The organism is Georgenia sp. M64, assembly GCF_038049925.1.
In the GTDB taxonomy this organism is placed as follows: Bacteria; Actinomycetota; Actinomycetes; order Actinomycetales; family Actinomycetaceae; genus Georgenia.
On the sequence record NZ_CP145809.1, the window covers coordinates 561,745 to 577,533 of the forward strand.

Consider the following 15,789-nt stretch of genomic DNA (forward strand, 5'->3'; position numbering starts at 1 on the left):
GGCCGGGACCGCCCGGGCCGGGAGGTCCAGGCCGGGAGCGCGCGAGCCGGCAGGACGCCGGCGGGCGCCCCTGGGGCTACCGAACTCAGTCGTCGCTGACGGCCTGCAGCACCGGCAGCCGCGCCGCGCGTACCGCGGGCCACAGCGCGGCGACCACCCCGACGGCACCGGAGAGCAGGATCATCGTGGCGAGCAGGTCCCACGGGACGGCCAGCTCCGTCAGGCCCTGCTCGGCGAAGATGCTCGGCAGCGCCGAGGCCAGGCCCACCCCGACGACGACGCCGAGGATCGTGCCGTAGACCGCGGTCAGGACGGCCTCGACCGTGATCGTCGCGGCGAGCTGGAGCTGGCTGAGCCCCACGGCGCGCATGAGCCCGATCTCCCGGGTGCGTTCGATGACGGCCAGCGCCAGGGTGTTGACGATGCCGAGGACGGCGATGATGACGCTGAGGCCGAGCAGCGCGTAGAGGATGACCATCGCCTGGTCGACCTGGTCCGCCAGGGAGCCGGTGAGCTCCTCCGCGTCCTGGACCGTGAGGACGACGAACGGGTCGACCACCTCGCCGAGGGCCCCGCGCAGGTCGTCCGCGGCGATGCCGTCGGCCGCGTCGACGAGGACCGCCATGATGACCGTCTGCCCGCCGGGCACCGCCTCGGCGAAGGGCTCGGCGTCCATGACGACGGGCACGCCGAGCAGCTGGGACGCGATGACGGCGCCGACGCGCACCGGCTCGTCGAGCCCGGTCACCTCGAGCTCGTCGCCCACCGCCCAGTCACGTGCGACTGCCGCCGTCCGGCTCACGGCCACCTCGCCGTCGGCGAGCCCGGACAGGTCGCCCTCGACGACCTCGACCTCGATGGTCTCCCCGAACGCGTCGGCGGGCAGCCCGACGACCGAGACGGTGTCCGCGGCCCCGTCCGGCCCGGTGACGGTGGCGCGGCCGGTGGAGACGACGTCGGCCCGGCCGGCCTCGGGCAGGGCGGCGATCGCGTCGGCAGCGCCGGGGGGCACGGCGCGGGTGGCGGACTGGACCCAGAAGTCGGCGCGGGACTCGGTCCGCACGATCGAGCTCGTCGAGGCCTGCGCGGACTCGGCGAGGACGGCCGTGGCGCCGACGAGGGCCATGCCGATCATGAGGGCGCCGGCGGTGCTGGCGGTGCGCCGGGGGTTGCGCATGACGTTGCCGCGGGCGAGTCGGCCCACCGGCCGCAGCGCGACGACGGCCGGCCAGGCGAGCACGCCGAGGAACGCCCGGGCGATCGCGGGGGAGACCGCCAGCGTGCCCAGGAGGACGGCCCCGGCACCCACCCCGAGCCACGTGCCGGCCCGGTCCGTGCCCTCCTGGACGGACACCACGGTGGCGGCGACCCCCGCGGCGAGCAGGACGGCCCCGGCGATCGCGCGCACGTGCAGCGACCGCTCGACCACGGCGACGTCATCGCGCATCGCCTCGACCGGCGGGGTGACCGCGGCCCGCCGGGCGGGGATCGCGGCGGCCACGAGGGAGACGGCGGTGCCCAGGACGACGACGCCCGCGGCCTGTGCGGGGTCGATGACCACCTGGCCGCCCAGCTCCATGTCCATCGACGCCAGCCATCTGCGCACCACCGCGATGAGCCCGATGCCGCCGGCGATCCCGGCCGCCGAGCCGACGAGCCCGACGACCGCGGCCTGGCCGAGCACGGTCGTCATCACCTGCCCGGGCGAGGCGCCGACGGCGCGCAGGAGCGCGAACTCGCGCTGACGCTGGCGCACCGACATCGCGAACGTGTTGGCGATGATGAACCCGCCGACGAAGAGGGAGATCATCGCGAAGACGAGCAGGAACGTCCCGAGGAAGCCGAGCAGCTGGTTGATGGCCTCGTTGGCCTCCTCGCGCACCACGTCGCCCGTCGCGACCTCGACCGGCTCGCCGGCGACCGCCTCGGCGACGGCGTCGGCCAGCTCGTCGGGGTCGACACCGTCGGCGGCGAAGACGGCGACGGAGGGCACCTCGCCGCCGGGGGCGAAGGCCTCCTCGCCGGTCTCCGGGTCGACGAGGACGAGGGTCGTGCCGGCCATCGGGTTGCCGTAGGTCACCTCGCCGACGACCGTGACGTCGGTGAGGCCGCCGGAGCCGACGATGACCTGGGTCGTGTCACCGATGCTCAGGCCCGAGGTCTCCAGCGCCGTGGTCTCCAGGGCGATCTCCGAGGCGTCGCGGGGGGCGCGCCCGGCCACGAGGGTGCCGGAGGGGTCGTCCTCACGCAGCGCGCTGCCGAGGGAGGGCGCCTGGCCGTTGACGACGGCGCGGCCGTCGGCTCCGACGAGGACCACCGTGCCCAGCAGGTCCGGCACGGCCTGGTCGACGCCCTCGACCTCGCGCACGACGTCGACGAGCCCGATGTCGACGGCGGTGCGCTGCGGCCCCAGCATCTGCGTGCCGCCGCCCTGGCTGCCGCCCGGCTCCTCGGGGAGCTCGGCGCCGTCCGCGGGCAGCTCGGCGCCGCCCGGGACCTCCGGGGCGTCGGGCATGGTCGCCTCGCCGTCAGGAACGCCCGCGGAGGAGGCCTCGGCCGCGGTGGTGGGCCCGGCGGTCGGGGAGTCCTCGGCCGGGACCGCCTCGGCGTCGTCCGCGCCGGCCGACTCCAGCCCGCGGACGTAGACGTCCCCCTGGGTGGTCGAGGCGATGATCGAGGAGAACGTGTCCGAGAGGAGTGCCCGGAGGGAGAACGTGCCGGTGACGAAGGCGATCCCGAGGGTGACGGCGAGGACGCTGAGGACGAAGCGGACGAGGTGGGCGCGGATCTCGCGCAGCGCGACCCGGAGCATCAGCGGGCGGCCGGGACGGCCGCGCCCTCACGGCGCTGCTCGCGGGCGGATCCCAGGGTGCCGAGGGCGTCGAGGATCGACCCGGCGTCGGGGTCGCGAAGCTCGGCCTCGAGGCGCCCGTCGGCGAGGAAGAGGACCCGGTGGGCGTATGCGGCCGCCATCGGCTCGTGGGTGACCATGACGACCGACTGGCCGAGCTCCTCGACACTGCTGCGGAGGAACCCGAGCACCTCTGCGGCGGCGGTGGAGTCGAGGTTCCCGGTGGGCTCGTCGGCGAAGACGACCGACGGGGCGGCGATGAGGGCCCGCGCGCAGGCGACCCGCTGCTGCTGGCCGCCGGAGAGCTCGGTGGGCCGGTGGTGGAGCCGGTCGGCGAGCTCGAGGGTGCGCACGATGGTGTCGAACCGCTCGCGGTCCACCGGGCGCCGCGCGATGTCCAGCGGAAGGGTGATGTTCTCGCGGGCGGTGAGGGTGGGGACGAGGTTGTAGGCCTGGAAGACGAACCCGATCCGGGTCCGCCGGAGCTTGGTGAGCTGGCGCTGGCTCATCCGGGAGATCTCCACGCCGTCGACCTCGATCGACCCGGCCGTGGGGGAGTCCAGGCCCGCCATGCAGTGCATGAGCGTGGACTTGCCCGAGCCGGACGGGCCCATGATGGCGGTGAACTCCCCGCGGGCGAGGTCGACGTCGACGCCGTCGAGGGCGCGCACCTGTGTCTCGCCAGCGCCGTAGAGCTTGGTCAGACCACGCGCCGAGGCGATCGCGTCGGTCACCGGCCGGAAGCCGTCGGGACCGACGAGTGTCCCGTTCGGAGCGTCCCCGGGCTGCATCGGGGACGTGAGCCGGGCAGGCGGACCTGCTGTGGGCGCTGCGCCGGTCCGCTCCTGGTCGCCTGTGCCCTCTGCCTGATGTCTGCCCATGGTGAGATTCTCGCCCAGGGCGGGAGCCCGGTCGAACCGCTCCGCGGCGGGCGAACCGTGCATCCGTTCGGGCCGTTGCGGGCGAAGTACCTGACTCCCGAGAGGTGCTCGCCGGCGCGGGGCGCCGGCCGCGTCGACGGCGCGCACCCGCTAGTAGACGGGCCGGCCGCCCGAGGTACGCGCAGGACCGCCTGGGACGGCCGGAGCCGTCCCGGGCGGTCCGTCTCGCTCAGGCCGTCCGCCGCCGGGAGGCGGCGTAGAGCGCCGTCCCGCCCAGCGTGAGGAGCAGCCCCACCGCGCCCAGGCCGGCGGTCTCGGTGCCGGTCGTCGGCAGCTGCCTGGCCGGCCGGGTCACCGTCACGACGGCGGCCGGGGCGGCCGTGGGGGCGGGAGCCGGCACGACCGGTCGCACCGTGGGGATCGCCGGGGGAGGCGGCGGGAGGACGGGAGCGGCGTCGACACACACCTCGGCGGACGCCGTCGCCTCCTGCCCGGTCTCCTCGATCCAGGCGACGTTGGTGTACCCCACGCAACGACCGGCGGTGCCGGCCAGGGCGAGGTCGTACTCGAACGTCGCCGCGAGAGGCTCGCCGTCCTCGCCCGTGCCCGTGGTCCCGAGGACCACCGGGTGGTCGGGGTCGGTCCGGTCGTCCCAGACCGTGATGACGTCGTCGGTGACCTGGTCGAGGGTGAAGACGAAGTCGGCCTCGGCGGTCGCGGAGTGCCGCTCGGCCTCGTGCCCGTCGCCGTCCTCGACCTCGTGGCCGCCCTGGCCGCCGGAGCCGCCCTCGTGGCCGTCGTCGACGGCGACGACCACATCGCCGTGCCCGTCGTCGTGGCCGCCGTCGTCGTGGCCGGTCTCCCCGCGGCTCATCACCCAGGTGACCGTCACGGTGTTGGTGCCCGTGAGCACGCCGGGGGTGGCGAGGTCGGGTGCGCCGTCGAAGACGCACTCGTAGGGCAGCTCCCAGGTCGTGGCCGCGGGCATCTCGAGCTCGCGGTCGCCGACCGGTACGCCGTCGGCGTCGTAGACCGTGCAGGTCCCGCCGACGTCCGTGGTGTCGATGACCGTCACGGCCCCGACCGGACGGAAGTCGTTGGGGTTGGTCACGCTGATGACCCCGGTGACCGACCAGCCGTCGTCGACGTGCCCGGCGGGTGTCGCGGTGACGGTGTAGCGGAACTCGGCGTCGCCGTCGGCGTCCAGGGTCACCGAGTCGACGTCGACGTCCTTGGTGATCTCCCACAGGTAGGTGCGGTCGAAGGTGGCCTCGGCGGTCTTGTCCACCTGGAGCCCGCGACCCCGGCAGACCGTGACGACGGCGCTGTCACTGACCGTCGGCAGCTCCTCCAGCCACGCGGTGTTCGTGAACTCGATGCAGGTGCCCGGCTTCCCGGGGAAGGTGAGCTCGTAGCCGAAGCTCTCGACCAGACCCTCCTCCCAGGTGAGCACCCCGAGGATCTGCGGGACCCCGGCGAAGTGGAGGTCCACCGCGCTGGTGAGCACGCCGCCGTCGTCCCGGACGGTGACGGTCTCGTTCGCGGCCGTCTCGGACCACATGTCCTCGGTGATCACGACGGAGCCGGACGCGGTCCCGGTCGGGGTGCGGTGGGCCTGCGCGTCCCAGCTGGCCGTCGCGGTGTTGGTGCCGGTGGCCGGGCCGGCCAGGGTGCAGCCGTAGTCGAGCGTCAACGAGCCCTCGGCCGGCACGGTCGCAGCCGTGCCGCCCGTGACGGAGCAGGTCGCGCCGGGGAGGTCCGTGGTGTCGGTGACGTCCGCGACGACGTCCCACGTGTTGGGGTTCGTCACGGTGATGTCGCCGCTCATCGTCCACAGGTCAGCGCCGGCGACGGCGGAGACGGTGACCTCGTAGGCGAACGTGGCGACGTGGTCGGAGCCGGCGCCCTGACGGTCAGGAGGAAGCACGGCCTTCTCGAGCGCCCAGCCGTAGCTGGGCGTCAGGGCATCGACGGTCTTCGTGACGGTGAGGTCGGCGCCCTCGTTCCCCGGCTCGTGCGGGCCCGACGGGCGGGCCGCGCCTGTGGCTGGATCGCCGGACGTGGCGTCTGCGGCCCCGACCGGTGCGGCGACCGACGCCGGCCCGGCCGGGTCCGGCGCCGGCTCTGCGGTGAGCGCAGGCTCGGCGTCGGCGGGGGGCACAGTCCCTGCGACCGGCCCGGCCGGTGCGGCGACCGGCTCGGCAGGCACCGGAGCGGCGGGTGCGGTGGGCTCGGAGGCTGGTGCGACCACCTCGGGTTCGGGGGCGACCACCTCAGGTTCGGGGGCGACCACCTCTGCCGGGTCGGGCGCTGACGGCTCGGTGGGCTCGGGAGCAACCGACTCGGGTACGACCGACTCAGGGACCTCGGCCGCGGGAGCGACCACCTCGGCGACGTCGGCCGCGGCACTCTCAGGCGGCTCCGTGGGTGGGGTCGACATGCCCGTCAGGGCCACGACCACGGCCCCGGCGGAGAGGACGGTCACCGCTCTGCGGCGCCACCGTCGATCCGATCCGCTCGTCCTGGCGTGCCTGACGGTCTCCATGCCGCACACTCCCGCCCGCCCTGGGGCATCGACGCTGCGGGGCCCAACCTGGGGGAAGTCGCCCCGCTGACCACATCGTCGCGCCAGGGGCCAGAGGTGTCTCGGGTAGGAGGTCCCGGAATGCCGTCCGCACGGGGGGCGACGTCCTGGTGTCAGGGGCGGGCGCGGCAAAGTGGCGGCGCTGAGACGGAAGAAGCCGCGGACCTCGCGGTCCGCGGCTTCTTCCTCAGGTGGCTCCGACCGGCGTCGATCCGGTGACCTTTCGATTTTCAGTCGAACGCTCTACCAACTGAGCTACAGAGCCCTGACACGAACGCCCGGTCCTCTCGGACCGGGCGTCCGTACCGGCGACCCCGACGGGACTTGAACCCGCGACCTCCGCCGTGACAGGGCGGCGCGCTAACCAACTGCGCTACGGGGCCTCGTGTGAGGCGTGGAGCCTGGTACTACCTGGTGCTGATCCTGCGTGTCGTGCTGTCCTGCTGGTGGTGCGTACCCCCAACGGGATTCGAACCCGTGCTACCGCCGTGAAAGGGCGGGGTCCTAGGCCGCTAGACGATGGGGGCCCGTTGTGCTGGACGCCCGTGACGCCGCAGCGCCCCAAGACCTCGGACAGCATACGGGGAAGGAGCCCCCCGGAGCAAAATCGGCGGCCGTGTGCTCCTGGTCACGTGCCGGGCGCGGTGCGCAGGGGGCCGTGTCGCCGGGGGGCCGGGCAGGGCAGGATGGTGCCCGTGGTGGACATGACGCAGGACGCCTTCGAGGAGGCCGTGGCGGAGGCGCTCGACCTCATCCCGGTCGAGCTGGCCGAGCAGATGGACAACGTCGTCGTCCTCGTGGAGGACGAGCCCACCGCGGAACAGCTCGAGGGCAACGAGGACGAGGACCTCCTGGGCATCTACGAGGGGACCCCGCTGACGGAGCGGGACTCCTGGTGGGCGGCGGGCTCCCTGCCGGACCGCATCACCATCTTCCGCGGCCCCACCCTCCGGCTGTGCGAGAGCGCGGAGGAGGTCGTCGAGGAGGTTGCGATCACCGTCGTCCACGAGGTCGCTCACCACTTCGGCATCGACGACGCCCGGCTGCACGACCTCGGCTGGGCCTGAGGCGCCGCCCTCGTCACCTCGTCAGGCGTCGTCCTCCTCGGCGATCTCCCCGGAGGGGCGGTCCGCGCCCGTGGACATCACCGCACCCGAGCCGACGTCGACGAGCGGCTCCGCGGCCGCGACGGCGTCGGCCGCCGTGAACGAGGGCAGGGTCAGCCCGTCGTCGTCGTCGACGGGTGCGCGGACCATGGTCGCCGTGGCCCAGCCGCGCGCGAGGAGGTAGTGGTCGGTCCCGGGCTCGTCCTCGGCCTCGACACCGGAGTAGGTGAGCTGGACGTAGCCGGTGCCGACCTCCTTGACCCGGGCCTGGACCGCACCGAAGCTGGCGAGCGAGGCGGCCCGGAGCCCGCGGAGCCGGTCCGGCGCGACGTCGGGCACGTTGATGTTGAGGACCCGCTCGTGGAACGGCTCCGCGACGAGCCAGTCGTAGGCGCGGGCGGTGACGAGCCCGGCGGTGTCCCAGTGCTGGGGCTTGCCCGACGCGATGGAGACCGCCATGGCCCGGATCCCGTGGGAGGTGGCCGACAGGGCGGCACCCACCGTGCCCGAGTGCAGGGTCGCCCGGCCGGTGTTGGCGCCGAGGTTGATGCCGCTGAGGACGACGTCCGGCCGGGGCCCGAACGCGCCGAACGAGGCCACGAACGTGATGAGGGCGGGGGCGGCCTTGACCCCGAACGCCTCGACGCCGTCGGGCAGGCCCGGGGGCCGGCCCTCGACGAGCACGAGGTGCCCGTCCTCCTCCTGGGCCGTCAGCGCTGCCGACGCACCGGAGTACTGGCGGTGCGGGGCCGCGACGACGACCTCGTGGCCCGCGTCCAGCGCGACCTGGGCGAGGACGGTCAGGCCGGGCGAGGCGATGCCGTCGTCGTTGGTGACGAGAACCCGCACCGGGGACCATCTCCTTTCCGTCCGGGCGCCGACGCCGGCGCTGTCTAGAGGGACATCTCCTCGATGCTGATCCGCTGGGCGAACCGCTCGATCTGGTCCTTGCGGCCGGTGCCGAGGCCCCGGCGGGTGACGTTGAGCGCTCCCGCAGCGGCGCCCAGGCGCACCGCGTCGGCGATGTCGAGGCCCCGGCCCAGGCCGACGGCGATGCCCGCTGTCATCGAGTCCCCGGCCCCGCGGTGGTCCAGCGGGGTCATCACGGGCCCCTCGGCGAGGTGCGCGCCGTCGGCGGTGACGAGCAGGGCGGGCTCCTGGGCGCGCGAGACGACCATCGCCCCGACCCCCTGGTCGACCAGCGAGCGGGCCGCGGCGAGGAGGGAGGCCGGCTCCGGGTCCGCGGCGAGGCCGGCGGCCAGGATCTCCTCGTGGCTCATCTTCAGCACCGTCGGTCCGGCCTTCGCGGCGGCGACGGCGGCCTCGCCGGAGAGGTCGGCGACGACGGCACGACCGGCCGAGCGCAGGTCGCGCACGATCCGGCCGAAGAAGCTCGCGGGCAGGACGTCCGCGGGCTCCGCGCCGGTGACGACGAGGACGTCGGCCTCGAGGGCGTCGACGAGCAGGGTGCCGTACAGGTCGTCGAGCTCGTGGCGGTTGAGGGCGAAGGGTGGCATGTGGGCGACCGTCTCGCGGTCCTCGCCCCGCAGGTCGTGGATGTACGCGCCGTTGCCGCCGTTGTAGGTGACGCCGTGGATCGTCAGCTTCTCCGTGGTGAGCATCTGGGCGACGAGCGGACCGATCTCACCGCCGAACGGCCCGCACACCGTGACGTCCGCGCCGAGGGAGACGGCCATGCGCGCGACCCACAGGCCCTGCCCGCCCGGGTGGAGGTGGATGTCGGCCTGGGAGGTGGTGCGCCCCGGGATGGCCTGGGAGTCGGCGACCTCGACGACGAGCAGCGGGGTCGGCGCCAGGACGCAGATGCGCGGGCGGACCGGCGCGGCGTTGTCGTCGGGCGTGCGCAGGTCACGTCGCTGCGCCGCCTCCGCGGGGGACCCTCCCATGACCTGAGACTAGGGGCGGACCCCCGGCGCGGCCAGAGGGGTGTGCAGGTTCGCCGAACAGGGGCACGATGGGCGGATGACGACTCCCGAGCGCACCGCCGCACCGGCCACGCCCGTGCGCATCCTCGAGGGCCAGGCGGCCAGCGACCGGGCGGCGCGTGCGCTGGCCCAGTACTTCGCCGAGCTGGACGAGCGCTTCGCCGGGGGCTTCGACCCGGCGCTGACCGAGCAGGTCGACCCCGCGGACGTGACGCCGCCCAGGGGGGACTTCCTGCTCCTCACCGAGCTCGGCTCGGGCCGGGTCCTCGGGTGCGGCGGGGTGCGGCTGCTGCCCGGCGGCGAGGTCGAGCTGCGCCGGATGTGGCTGGTGCCCGACGCCCGTGGGCAGGGCCTGGGCCGGTTCCTCCTGCGGACCCTGGAGAACCGGGCACGGGCCCTCGGCGGGCGCCGCGTGGTGCTCTCGGTCAACGACGCGCTCACCGAGGCGGTCTCCCTGTACGAGTCGGCCGGCTACCGGCCGGCGGAGCCCTTCGAGGACAACCCCTACGTCCAGGTCTTCCTCGGCAAGGACCTCGGCTGAGCCCTCCGCCCGCGACCGGGCGCGGGCACCCGCGCCGTCCAGGGACCGTTCAGCGCACGCCCAGGGCGCGCACCTAACCTGGGCGCCATGAGCATGACCGCCCTGAGCATGACCATCGACGCAACGATCGACACCACCGTGGACGTCATCGCCCTGGTGATGTGGGTGGCCGGCGGCGTCGTCGCCGGCCTCCTCGTCTCCTACGTCGTCACCGGCGTCACCCGGGTGCTGGCCCGGCGGCACCCGGTCGCGGGGATCATCACCCGGCGCGGCCGGCGGCCGTTCCAGGCGATGCTCGTCGTCGCGGGCGCCTGGGTCGGGCTGGTGCTCGGTGCCCCGCTCGCGGCCGGGATCCGCGAGCCCGGCTGGCGGGCGGTGGCCCAGCACGTCCTGCTCATCCTGCTCATCACCGCCGGCACGTGGTTCGTCGCCCAGATGGTGCGGGTGGTCGAGGACGCCGCGCTCGAGCACATCCGCGCCCGTGGCGGTGCCGCCAGCGGGCGGGACCGGCGGGTCCAGACGCAGGCGCAGGTGCTGCGCCGGGTGGCCTTCGCGGTCGTCGTCATCCTCGGGATCGCCGCCGCCATGCTCACCTTCCCGGGCGCCCGCGCCGCGGGGGCCAGCCTGCTGGCCTCGGCCGGCATCGTCTCGGTGGTCGCCGGCCTCGCGGCGCAGACCACGCTGGGCAACCTCATCGCCGGCCTCCAGCTGGCCTTCACCGACGCGATCCGCGTGGACGACATCGTCATCGTCGAGGGCGAGTTCGGCTACATCGAGGAGATCACCCTCACCTACGTCGTCGTCCGGCTGTGGGACGACCGGCGCATGATCATGCCCTCGACGTACTTCACCACCACCCCCTTCGAGAACTGGACCCGGCAGGCGCCGGCGCTCCTGGGCACGGTGGAGCTCGACGTGGACTGGCGGGTGCCCGTGCCGGCGATGCGGGCCGAGCTCGAGCGGCTGCTCGAGGGCACGGACATGTGGGACCGGCGTGTGGGGATCTTCCAGGTGTACGACGCCACCGGGGGGTTCATCCGGGTGCGCGCCCTCGTCTCGGGCAAGGACGCCCCGACGCTGACCGACCTGAAGTACTACGTGCGCGAGCACCTCGTCGACTGGCTCCAGACCCACGCGCCCTACGCGCTGCCGCGTCAGCGCACCATGGAGGAGTGGGTCGAGACCACCGACGACCGGGCCGGCGAGCTCTACGGAGAGCTCGCCGAGGAGCTCACCGAGCTGGCCGACCTCGACGGCGCCGAGGCGCCCGAGCCGGACACCCTGGCGCTCGCGCAGACCCGTCAGGAGGACCCGGAGCAGCGTCGCCGGCGCGAGTCGGAGGCCCGTCGGGCACGACGGCGGGCGGCCCGGGAGGACCGCCGCCGCGCCCGCGAGCACGGCGGGCTGCCCGGCCGGGCCGCGGAGGAGCGGGCCCGGCCGTCCTCGGACGCCACGCGGGTGCTCGACCTCGCCGAGGTCGAGGCGGCGGCGGACGAGGAGAGCGGTGCCCGCGCCGTGGACGGCGGCGCCGCGGTCGACCGCACCGACCCGTCGGCGCCCCGGCGCACCTCGATCATCGACCGGGTCGACCCCCCGGTCGTGGTCGGGCGGGTGGCCCGCACCGGCCACGAGGCCAGCGTCTTCACCGGGTCGAAGGAGGCCGAGGAGCGGGCCAAGGCCTTCACCGGCCCGAGCGCGGAGGTGCTCCAGGAGCGCGAGATCACCGCCGAGCGCAAGCGGGCGGAGGAGTCTCCCCGCACGCCGACCGAGGGCCGGGCCGGCGAGCTGTACGGCAAGGACGCCGCACCTGACGGCGACACGGACTGAGCGCGGCGCCCCCGAGGTGACGACCGGCCCGCGGTGACGCACCATGGAGCCATGACGACGGACCGGGTCGAGAAGACCGACGAGCAGTGGCGCGCCGAGCTGAACGACTTCGAGTACCAGGTGCTGCGCCTGGCCGGCACCGAGCGACCCTTCACCGGCGAGCTCCTCGGAGAGGACCGGGTCGGGGTGTACCGCTGCCGCGGCTGCGGCGCCGAGCTCTTCCGGTCCGAGACGAAGTTCGACGCCCACTGCGGGTGGCCGAGCTTCTACGCGCCGCAGGACAGCGACGCCGTCGAGCTCGTCGAGGACCGCTCCCACGGCATGGTCCGCACCGAGGTGCGCTGCGCCCGGTGCGGCTCGCACCTCGGGCACGTCTTCGACGACGCCCCGCAGACCCCCACCGGTGACCGCTTCTGCATGAACTCGGTCTCCCTGACCTTCGAGGAGCGCGACGCCCAGCGGTGATCCGCCTCCTCACGCTCAACCTCCAGCACGGGCGGCCGGTCGCCGGCACACACGCACGCGAGACCGCGAACGTCGCGCAGCCGGGCGAACCAACCCCTTGGGGCCGTGCCCCCACCGGGCCGTCCCACGCCCTGCTCGCGGCCGCCGAGCAGGTCGCGGCCGCCCGTCCCGACGTCGTCCTCCTCCAGGAGGTCGACCGTGGTCAGCGACGCTCCGGCGGGATCGACCAGACGGCGTTCCTCGCCGGGGCGCTGGGCCTGCGCCACCACAGGTTCGCGCCGTCGCTGCTCGGCTCGGCCACCGGCCTGCGCCTGACCGCGCCGGGTCTGCTGCCCGTGCGGTGGCGGGCCGGGCGGGCGGGCTACGGCGTGGCGATCCTCAGCCGGCACCCGGTCCGCTCGTGGCACGTGCTGCGCCTGCGAGGCGGGGGTCTGCGACGGCACCCGGCGGGCACCCTGGCGTACGACGCGGGACGGGTGGCGCTCGCCGCGGTCGTGGACACCCCGGACGGTCCGCTGACGGTGCTCACCACGCACCTGTCGGTCGAGCCCACCACCGCCCGCACCCAGCTCGCCCGCGCCGCCGGCGCGCTGAGCACCCTCCCCGGGCCGCGCGTCCTCGGCGGTGACCTCAACCTCGACCCGGCCGACGTCGCCGCCGTGACCGGGCTGGGCCCCCTGGCGACGGCGCCGACGTTCACCAACCGCCGGCCGCGGCGCCAGCTCGACCACCTCCTCGGCGACGGCGTCCGGGCGGCTGGTCCCGGCCGGCCCTACCACCTCCCGGTCTCCGACCACGCCGGCCTCGGCGCGGACGTCGTGCTCGGCTGACGACGACGCGGTGGAACAATGACCGCCGGTCCAGGTCGGCGGGGGAGTGGTGTGCGTGGGTGGGGTGCTCACCGGCTTCTTCTCCCTCGGCGTCGTCGTCGCGCTGGGCTACCTCCTGGCGCGTCACGACGTTCTCGGTCCCGGCGCCGACCGGGTCCTGAGCAAGCTCACGTTCTTCGCCGCGACACCGGCGCTGATGTTCCGCACGCTCGCGGGCGCCGACGTCGGCGCCGTGTTCTCGACCGGTGCCCTGGTCACCGTCGCCACGGCGGTGACCATGGCGGTGCTCTACGCCGTGCTCGCGGCGGTGCTCCTGCGCCGCCGGGGCGCCGAGGTGACGATCGGCGCGCTGACGGCGAGCTACGTCAACGCCGGCAACCTCGGCATCCCCATCCTCGTGTTCGCCGTCGGCGACGCGACCGCCATCGCCCCGGTCCTGCTCCTGCAGCTGCTCGTGATGGTCCCCGTCGCCTTCACCGTCCTGGACCGGCAGACCGGGCGGCGCGGCGTCTCCCGCCTCGACGCCGTCACCGGGCCGCTGCGCAACCCGCTGGTCATCGGTGTCGGGGCAGGCCTCGTGGTGGCGCTGACCGGGGTGCGGCTGCCCGAGCCCGTCCTGCTGCCGGTGGACATCCTCGCCGACATGGCCGTCCCCGTGATGCTCATCGCGTTCGGGCTGTCGCTGCGGGGGGCGCCGCTGCCCGGTCGCGGCGAGGTGCGGGCGCCGATGTGGCTCGCGGCCGTCCTGAAGTCGCTCGTCGCCCCGGCGCTCGCGTACGTCCTCGGCCGGGCGGCGGGCCTGACCGGCGACGCCCTCCTCGCCCCGGTCGTGGTCGCCGCCCTGCCGAGCGCGCAGAACGTGTTCGTCTACGCCATGCGGTACGGGCGGGCGGTGGCGCTGGCCCGCGAGGTCATCCTCATCACGACGATCGCCTCGGTCGCGGTGGTCGTGGCCCTCACGGCGGTCCTCGGGTGAGCGACGCGGAGGGCCCGGGCGGGCCGGTACCAGGGGGAGCGGTCGGCGGCGCCGGGGTCGGTGGCCCAAGAGCCGGCAGCCCAGGGCCCGGCAGCCCGGGCGACGGCGGCCGGGGCCGACCGGTCGTCCCCGCGCCGGCGCTGTTCATGGCGTCGGGGGTCAGCCTGTACCTCGGCGCGGCGCTCGCGGTCTCGCTCTTCGCCGTCCTGCCGCCCGCCGACGTCGCCTGGTGGCGCATCGCCGTCGCCGCCGTCTTCCTCCTGCTGTGGCGGCGTCCCTGGCGCCGGACCTGGACCTGGCGCACCGCCGCGGGCTCGGCCCTGTTCGGGGTCGTGCTCGGCGGTATGAACCTCCTCTTCTACGGCGCCATCGCCCACCTGCCCCTGGGCACGGCGGTTTCCCTGGAGTACCTCGGGCCGGTCGCCGTCGCCGCACTCACCGGTCGCGGGCTCCGGGCCCGGCTCGCGCTCGTCCTCGCCGCGGGCGGGGTGCTGGCGATCAGCGGGTTCGGGGTGGACTGGTCCGCGCCGGGCACCGCGGCGGGGGTGGGCCTCGCCCTCGCGGCCGGGGCGTCCTGGGCGGGGTACATCCTCCTCGGCCGGCGCATCGCCGCGGGGCGCAGCGGTCTGGACTCCCTGTCCCTGGCGATGCCCGTCTCGGCGCTCGTCTACGCCCCGGTGGCCGCCGGCACGGTGGGGAGCGTCACGAGCGACCCCGCGCTCCTGCTCGCCGTCGTCGGGGTCGGTGTCCTGTCCTCCCTCGTCCCGTACGCCATCGAGCAGGTGGCGCTCACCCGGCTGCCCGCGGTGACCTTCGCGCTGCTGACCTCGCTGCTGCCGGCGACGTCGCTGCTCGTCGGTCTCCTCGTCCTGCGGCAGGTCCCCAGCGTCGGCGAGGTCCTCGGCCTCGTCCTCGTCTCCGCCGCCGTCGCGCTGGCGACGCGGGAGTAGGACGCGGGAGTGGCCCGGCTCAGCCGGGCGGGACAGGCGGCCCGGGCTGCGCGGGCGGCCCGAGGAGGGTCGGTGGCCCGGGCACAGCGGGCGGACCGACCCGGGCGGCGACCCGCTCCAGCCAGCCCGGCGGCAGCCAGGCCCCGCCGGCGAGCCGGGGATGCTCCGGGTAGCGGTCCAGGGCCCACATGGCGAAGACGAGCTCGGCCCAGTCGGTCTCGAGCAGCCAGCGCACCGGTCCGGTGGTCGAGCGCCCCGTGAGGTCCACGAGACCGCGGCGGCCCACCTCGCACGCGTCCACCGCCGTCCAGGGCCAGGGGGAGACCCCGTGCGGGCCGGAGAGGTAGAAGCCGTGGGTCGAGACCGTGAGGAGGCCGCCGCCCGCCTCGACCCACCGCGGCCGGGCCGCGCGCTCCGCCTGCCGCTTCCGGCGGCTGTTGCCCCAAGCCTGGCCGACGGCGACCGCCGCGGTGGCGGCCAGCCCCACCGCGCCCGTGGCGAAGAAGAACGCCGAGCTCTTCTGGTACGTCGCGTCCCCGGCAGCGAGCACGTACCGGGTGAACGGTCCCGCGGCGAGCACCACCTCGTCGCCGTCGAGGCTCGGCCGGACCGGTGAGGGGACGGGGACGGGCGGGTGGGGCACCCGTCCGGCGGCGCGGGCGGCGGCGATGGCGCAGGTGTGCCACAGCGCCGCGTCCGGGCCGGTCAGGCTCTCCCACCCCACGGGCACCAACCTACGTCGGCCACCCGCGGCGCGGGGGACGTGACGGGCGCCTCGCCGGGCCATCGGCCCTGATGAGGCGCGGGCGTGCCATACTTGGGGCAGGGAAGC

Annotated in this window: 13 protein-coding genes and 3 tRNA genes; 7 read left to right on the plus strand and 9 right to left on the minus strand. The window is 75.0% G+C overall.

Annotation, left to right across the window (positions count from 1 at the left end; translation table 11 throughout):
• Window positions 1–85 precede the first annotated feature (85 nt).
• The 6 genes from AAEM63_RS02460 to AAEM63_RS02485 all read right to left on the minus strand — a co-directional run bounded on the left by AAEM63_RS02460 (window position 86) and on the right by AAEM63_RS02485 (window position 6,843).
• Window positions 86–2,812, minus strand: a complete 2,727-nt coding sequence (locus AAEM63_RS02460; RefSeq protein WP_341360129.1) for an FtsX-like permease family protein — start codon at window positions 2,810–2,812, stop codon at window positions 86–88.
• Window positions 2,812–3,585, minus strand: coding sequence for an ABC transporter ATP-binding protein (locus AAEM63_RS02465; RefSeq protein WP_341360130.1), 774 nt, complete (start codon window positions 3,583–3,585; stop codon window positions 2,812–2,814). The genes AAEM63_RS02460 and AAEM63_RS02465 overlap by 1 nt, the downstream gene beginning before the upstream one ends.
• Before the next feature lie 376 nt (window positions 3,586–3,961).
• Window positions 3,962–6,217, minus strand: a complete 2,256-nt coding sequence (locus AAEM63_RS02470; protein ID WP_341360131.1) for an LPXTG cell wall anchor domain-containing protein — start codon at window positions 6,215–6,217, stop codon at window positions 3,962–3,964.
• 291 nt (window positions 6,218–6,508) lie between these two features.
• Window positions 6,509–6,581: transfer RNA gene (locus tag AAEM63_RS02475), tRNA-Phe, on the minus strand.
• Window positions 6,582–6,625: 44 nt separating this feature from the next.
• Window positions 6,626–6,699, minus strand: a tRNA-Asp gene (locus AAEM63_RS02480).
• Window positions 6,700–6,770: 71 nt separating this feature from the next.
• A tRNA-Glu gene (locus AAEM63_RS02485) sits at window positions 6,771–6,843 on the minus strand.
• A 177-nt stretch (window positions 6,844–7,020) separates the two neighbouring features.
• Between AAEM63_RS02485 and AAEM63_RS02490 the strand changes: the two genes are divergently transcribed.
• Window positions 7,021–7,383, plus strand: a complete 363-nt coding sequence (locus AAEM63_RS02490; protein WP_341361287.1) for a metallopeptidase family protein — start codon at window positions 7,021–7,023, stop codon at window positions 7,381–7,383.
• Between the two features lie 21 nt (window positions 7,384–7,404).
• Here AAEM63_RS02490 and AAEM63_RS02495 read toward each other — a convergent pair whose 3' ends face one another.
• Together AAEM63_RS02495 and AAEM63_RS02500 are read right to left on the minus strand one after the other, a co-directional pair.
• Window positions 7,405–8,271 carry a 5'/3'-nucleotidase SurE gene (locus AAEM63_RS02495; protein WP_341360132.1) on the minus strand — a complete coding sequence of 289 codons (867 nt, stop codon included), beginning with the start codon at window positions 8,269–8,271 and terminating at the stop codon, window positions 7,405–7,407.
• A gap of 44 nt (window positions 8,272–8,315) precedes the next feature.
• Window positions 8,316–9,329 (minus strand): PfkB family carbohydrate kinase, encoded by a 1,014-nt coding sequence (locus tag AAEM63_RS02500; protein ID WP_341360133.1) that lies wholly within the window; start codon window positions 9,327–9,329, stop codon window positions 8,316–8,318.
• 76 nt (window positions 9,330–9,405) lie between these two features.
• On the opposite strand from AAEM63_RS02500, the gene AAEM63_RS02505 reads away from it, so the two are divergent.
• The 6 genes from AAEM63_RS02505 (at window position 9,406) to AAEM63_RS02530 (ending at window position 14,957) form a co-directional block, all read left to right on the plus strand.
• The gene (locus tag AAEM63_RS02505) at window positions 9,406–9,909 is read left to right on the plus strand and encodes a GNAT family N-acetyltransferase (protein WP_341360134.1); all 504 of its coding nucleotides are present in this window, start codon (window positions 9,406–9,408) and stop codon (window positions 9,907–9,909) included.
• 87 nt (window positions 9,910–9,996) lie between these two features.
• Window positions 9,997–11,736, plus strand: coding sequence for a mechanosensitive ion channel domain-containing protein (locus tag AAEM63_RS02510; RefSeq protein WP_341360135.1), 1,740 nt, complete (start codon window positions 9,997–9,999; stop codon window positions 11,734–11,736).
• Between the two features lie 51 nt (window positions 11,737–11,787).
• The gene (gene msrB, locus AAEM63_RS02515; RefSeq protein WP_341360136.1) at window positions 11,788–12,201 is read left to right on the plus strand and encodes a peptide-methionine (R)-S-oxide reductase MsrB; all 414 of its coding nucleotides are present in this window, start codon (window positions 11,788–11,790) and stop codon (window positions 12,199–12,201) included.
• Complete coding sequence (locus tag AAEM63_RS02520; protein ID WP_341360137.1) at window positions 12,198–13,031, plus strand: endonuclease/exonuclease/phosphatase family protein; 834 nt, start codon at window positions 12,198–12,200, stop codon at window positions 13,029–13,031. Before msrB ends, AAEM63_RS02520 begins: the two co-directional genes overlap by 4 nt.
• 55 nt (window positions 13,032–13,086) lie before the next feature.
• On the plus strand, window positions 13,087–14,007 hold the full coding sequence (locus AAEM63_RS02525) for an AEC family transporter (RefSeq protein WP_341360138.1): 921 nt from the start codon (window positions 13,087–13,089) through the stop codon (window positions 14,005–14,007).
• A 146-nt stretch (window positions 14,008–14,153) separates the two neighbouring features.
• Window positions 14,154–14,957 carry an EamA family transporter gene (locus tag AAEM63_RS02530; RefSeq protein WP_341360139.1) on the plus strand — a complete coding sequence of 268 codons (804 nt, stop codon included), beginning with the start codon at window positions 14,154–14,156 and terminating at the stop codon, window positions 14,955–14,957.
• A gap of 19 nt (window positions 14,958–14,976) precedes the next feature.
• On the opposite strand, the gene AAEM63_RS02535 is transcribed toward AAEM63_RS02530, so the two are convergent.
• The gene (locus AAEM63_RS02535) at window positions 14,977–15,681 is read right to left on the minus strand and encodes a hypothetical protein (RefSeq protein WP_341360140.1); all 705 of its coding nucleotides are present in this window, start codon (window positions 15,679–15,681) and stop codon (window positions 14,977–14,979) included.
• Between the last annotated feature and the right edge of the window lie 108 nt (window positions 15,682–15,789).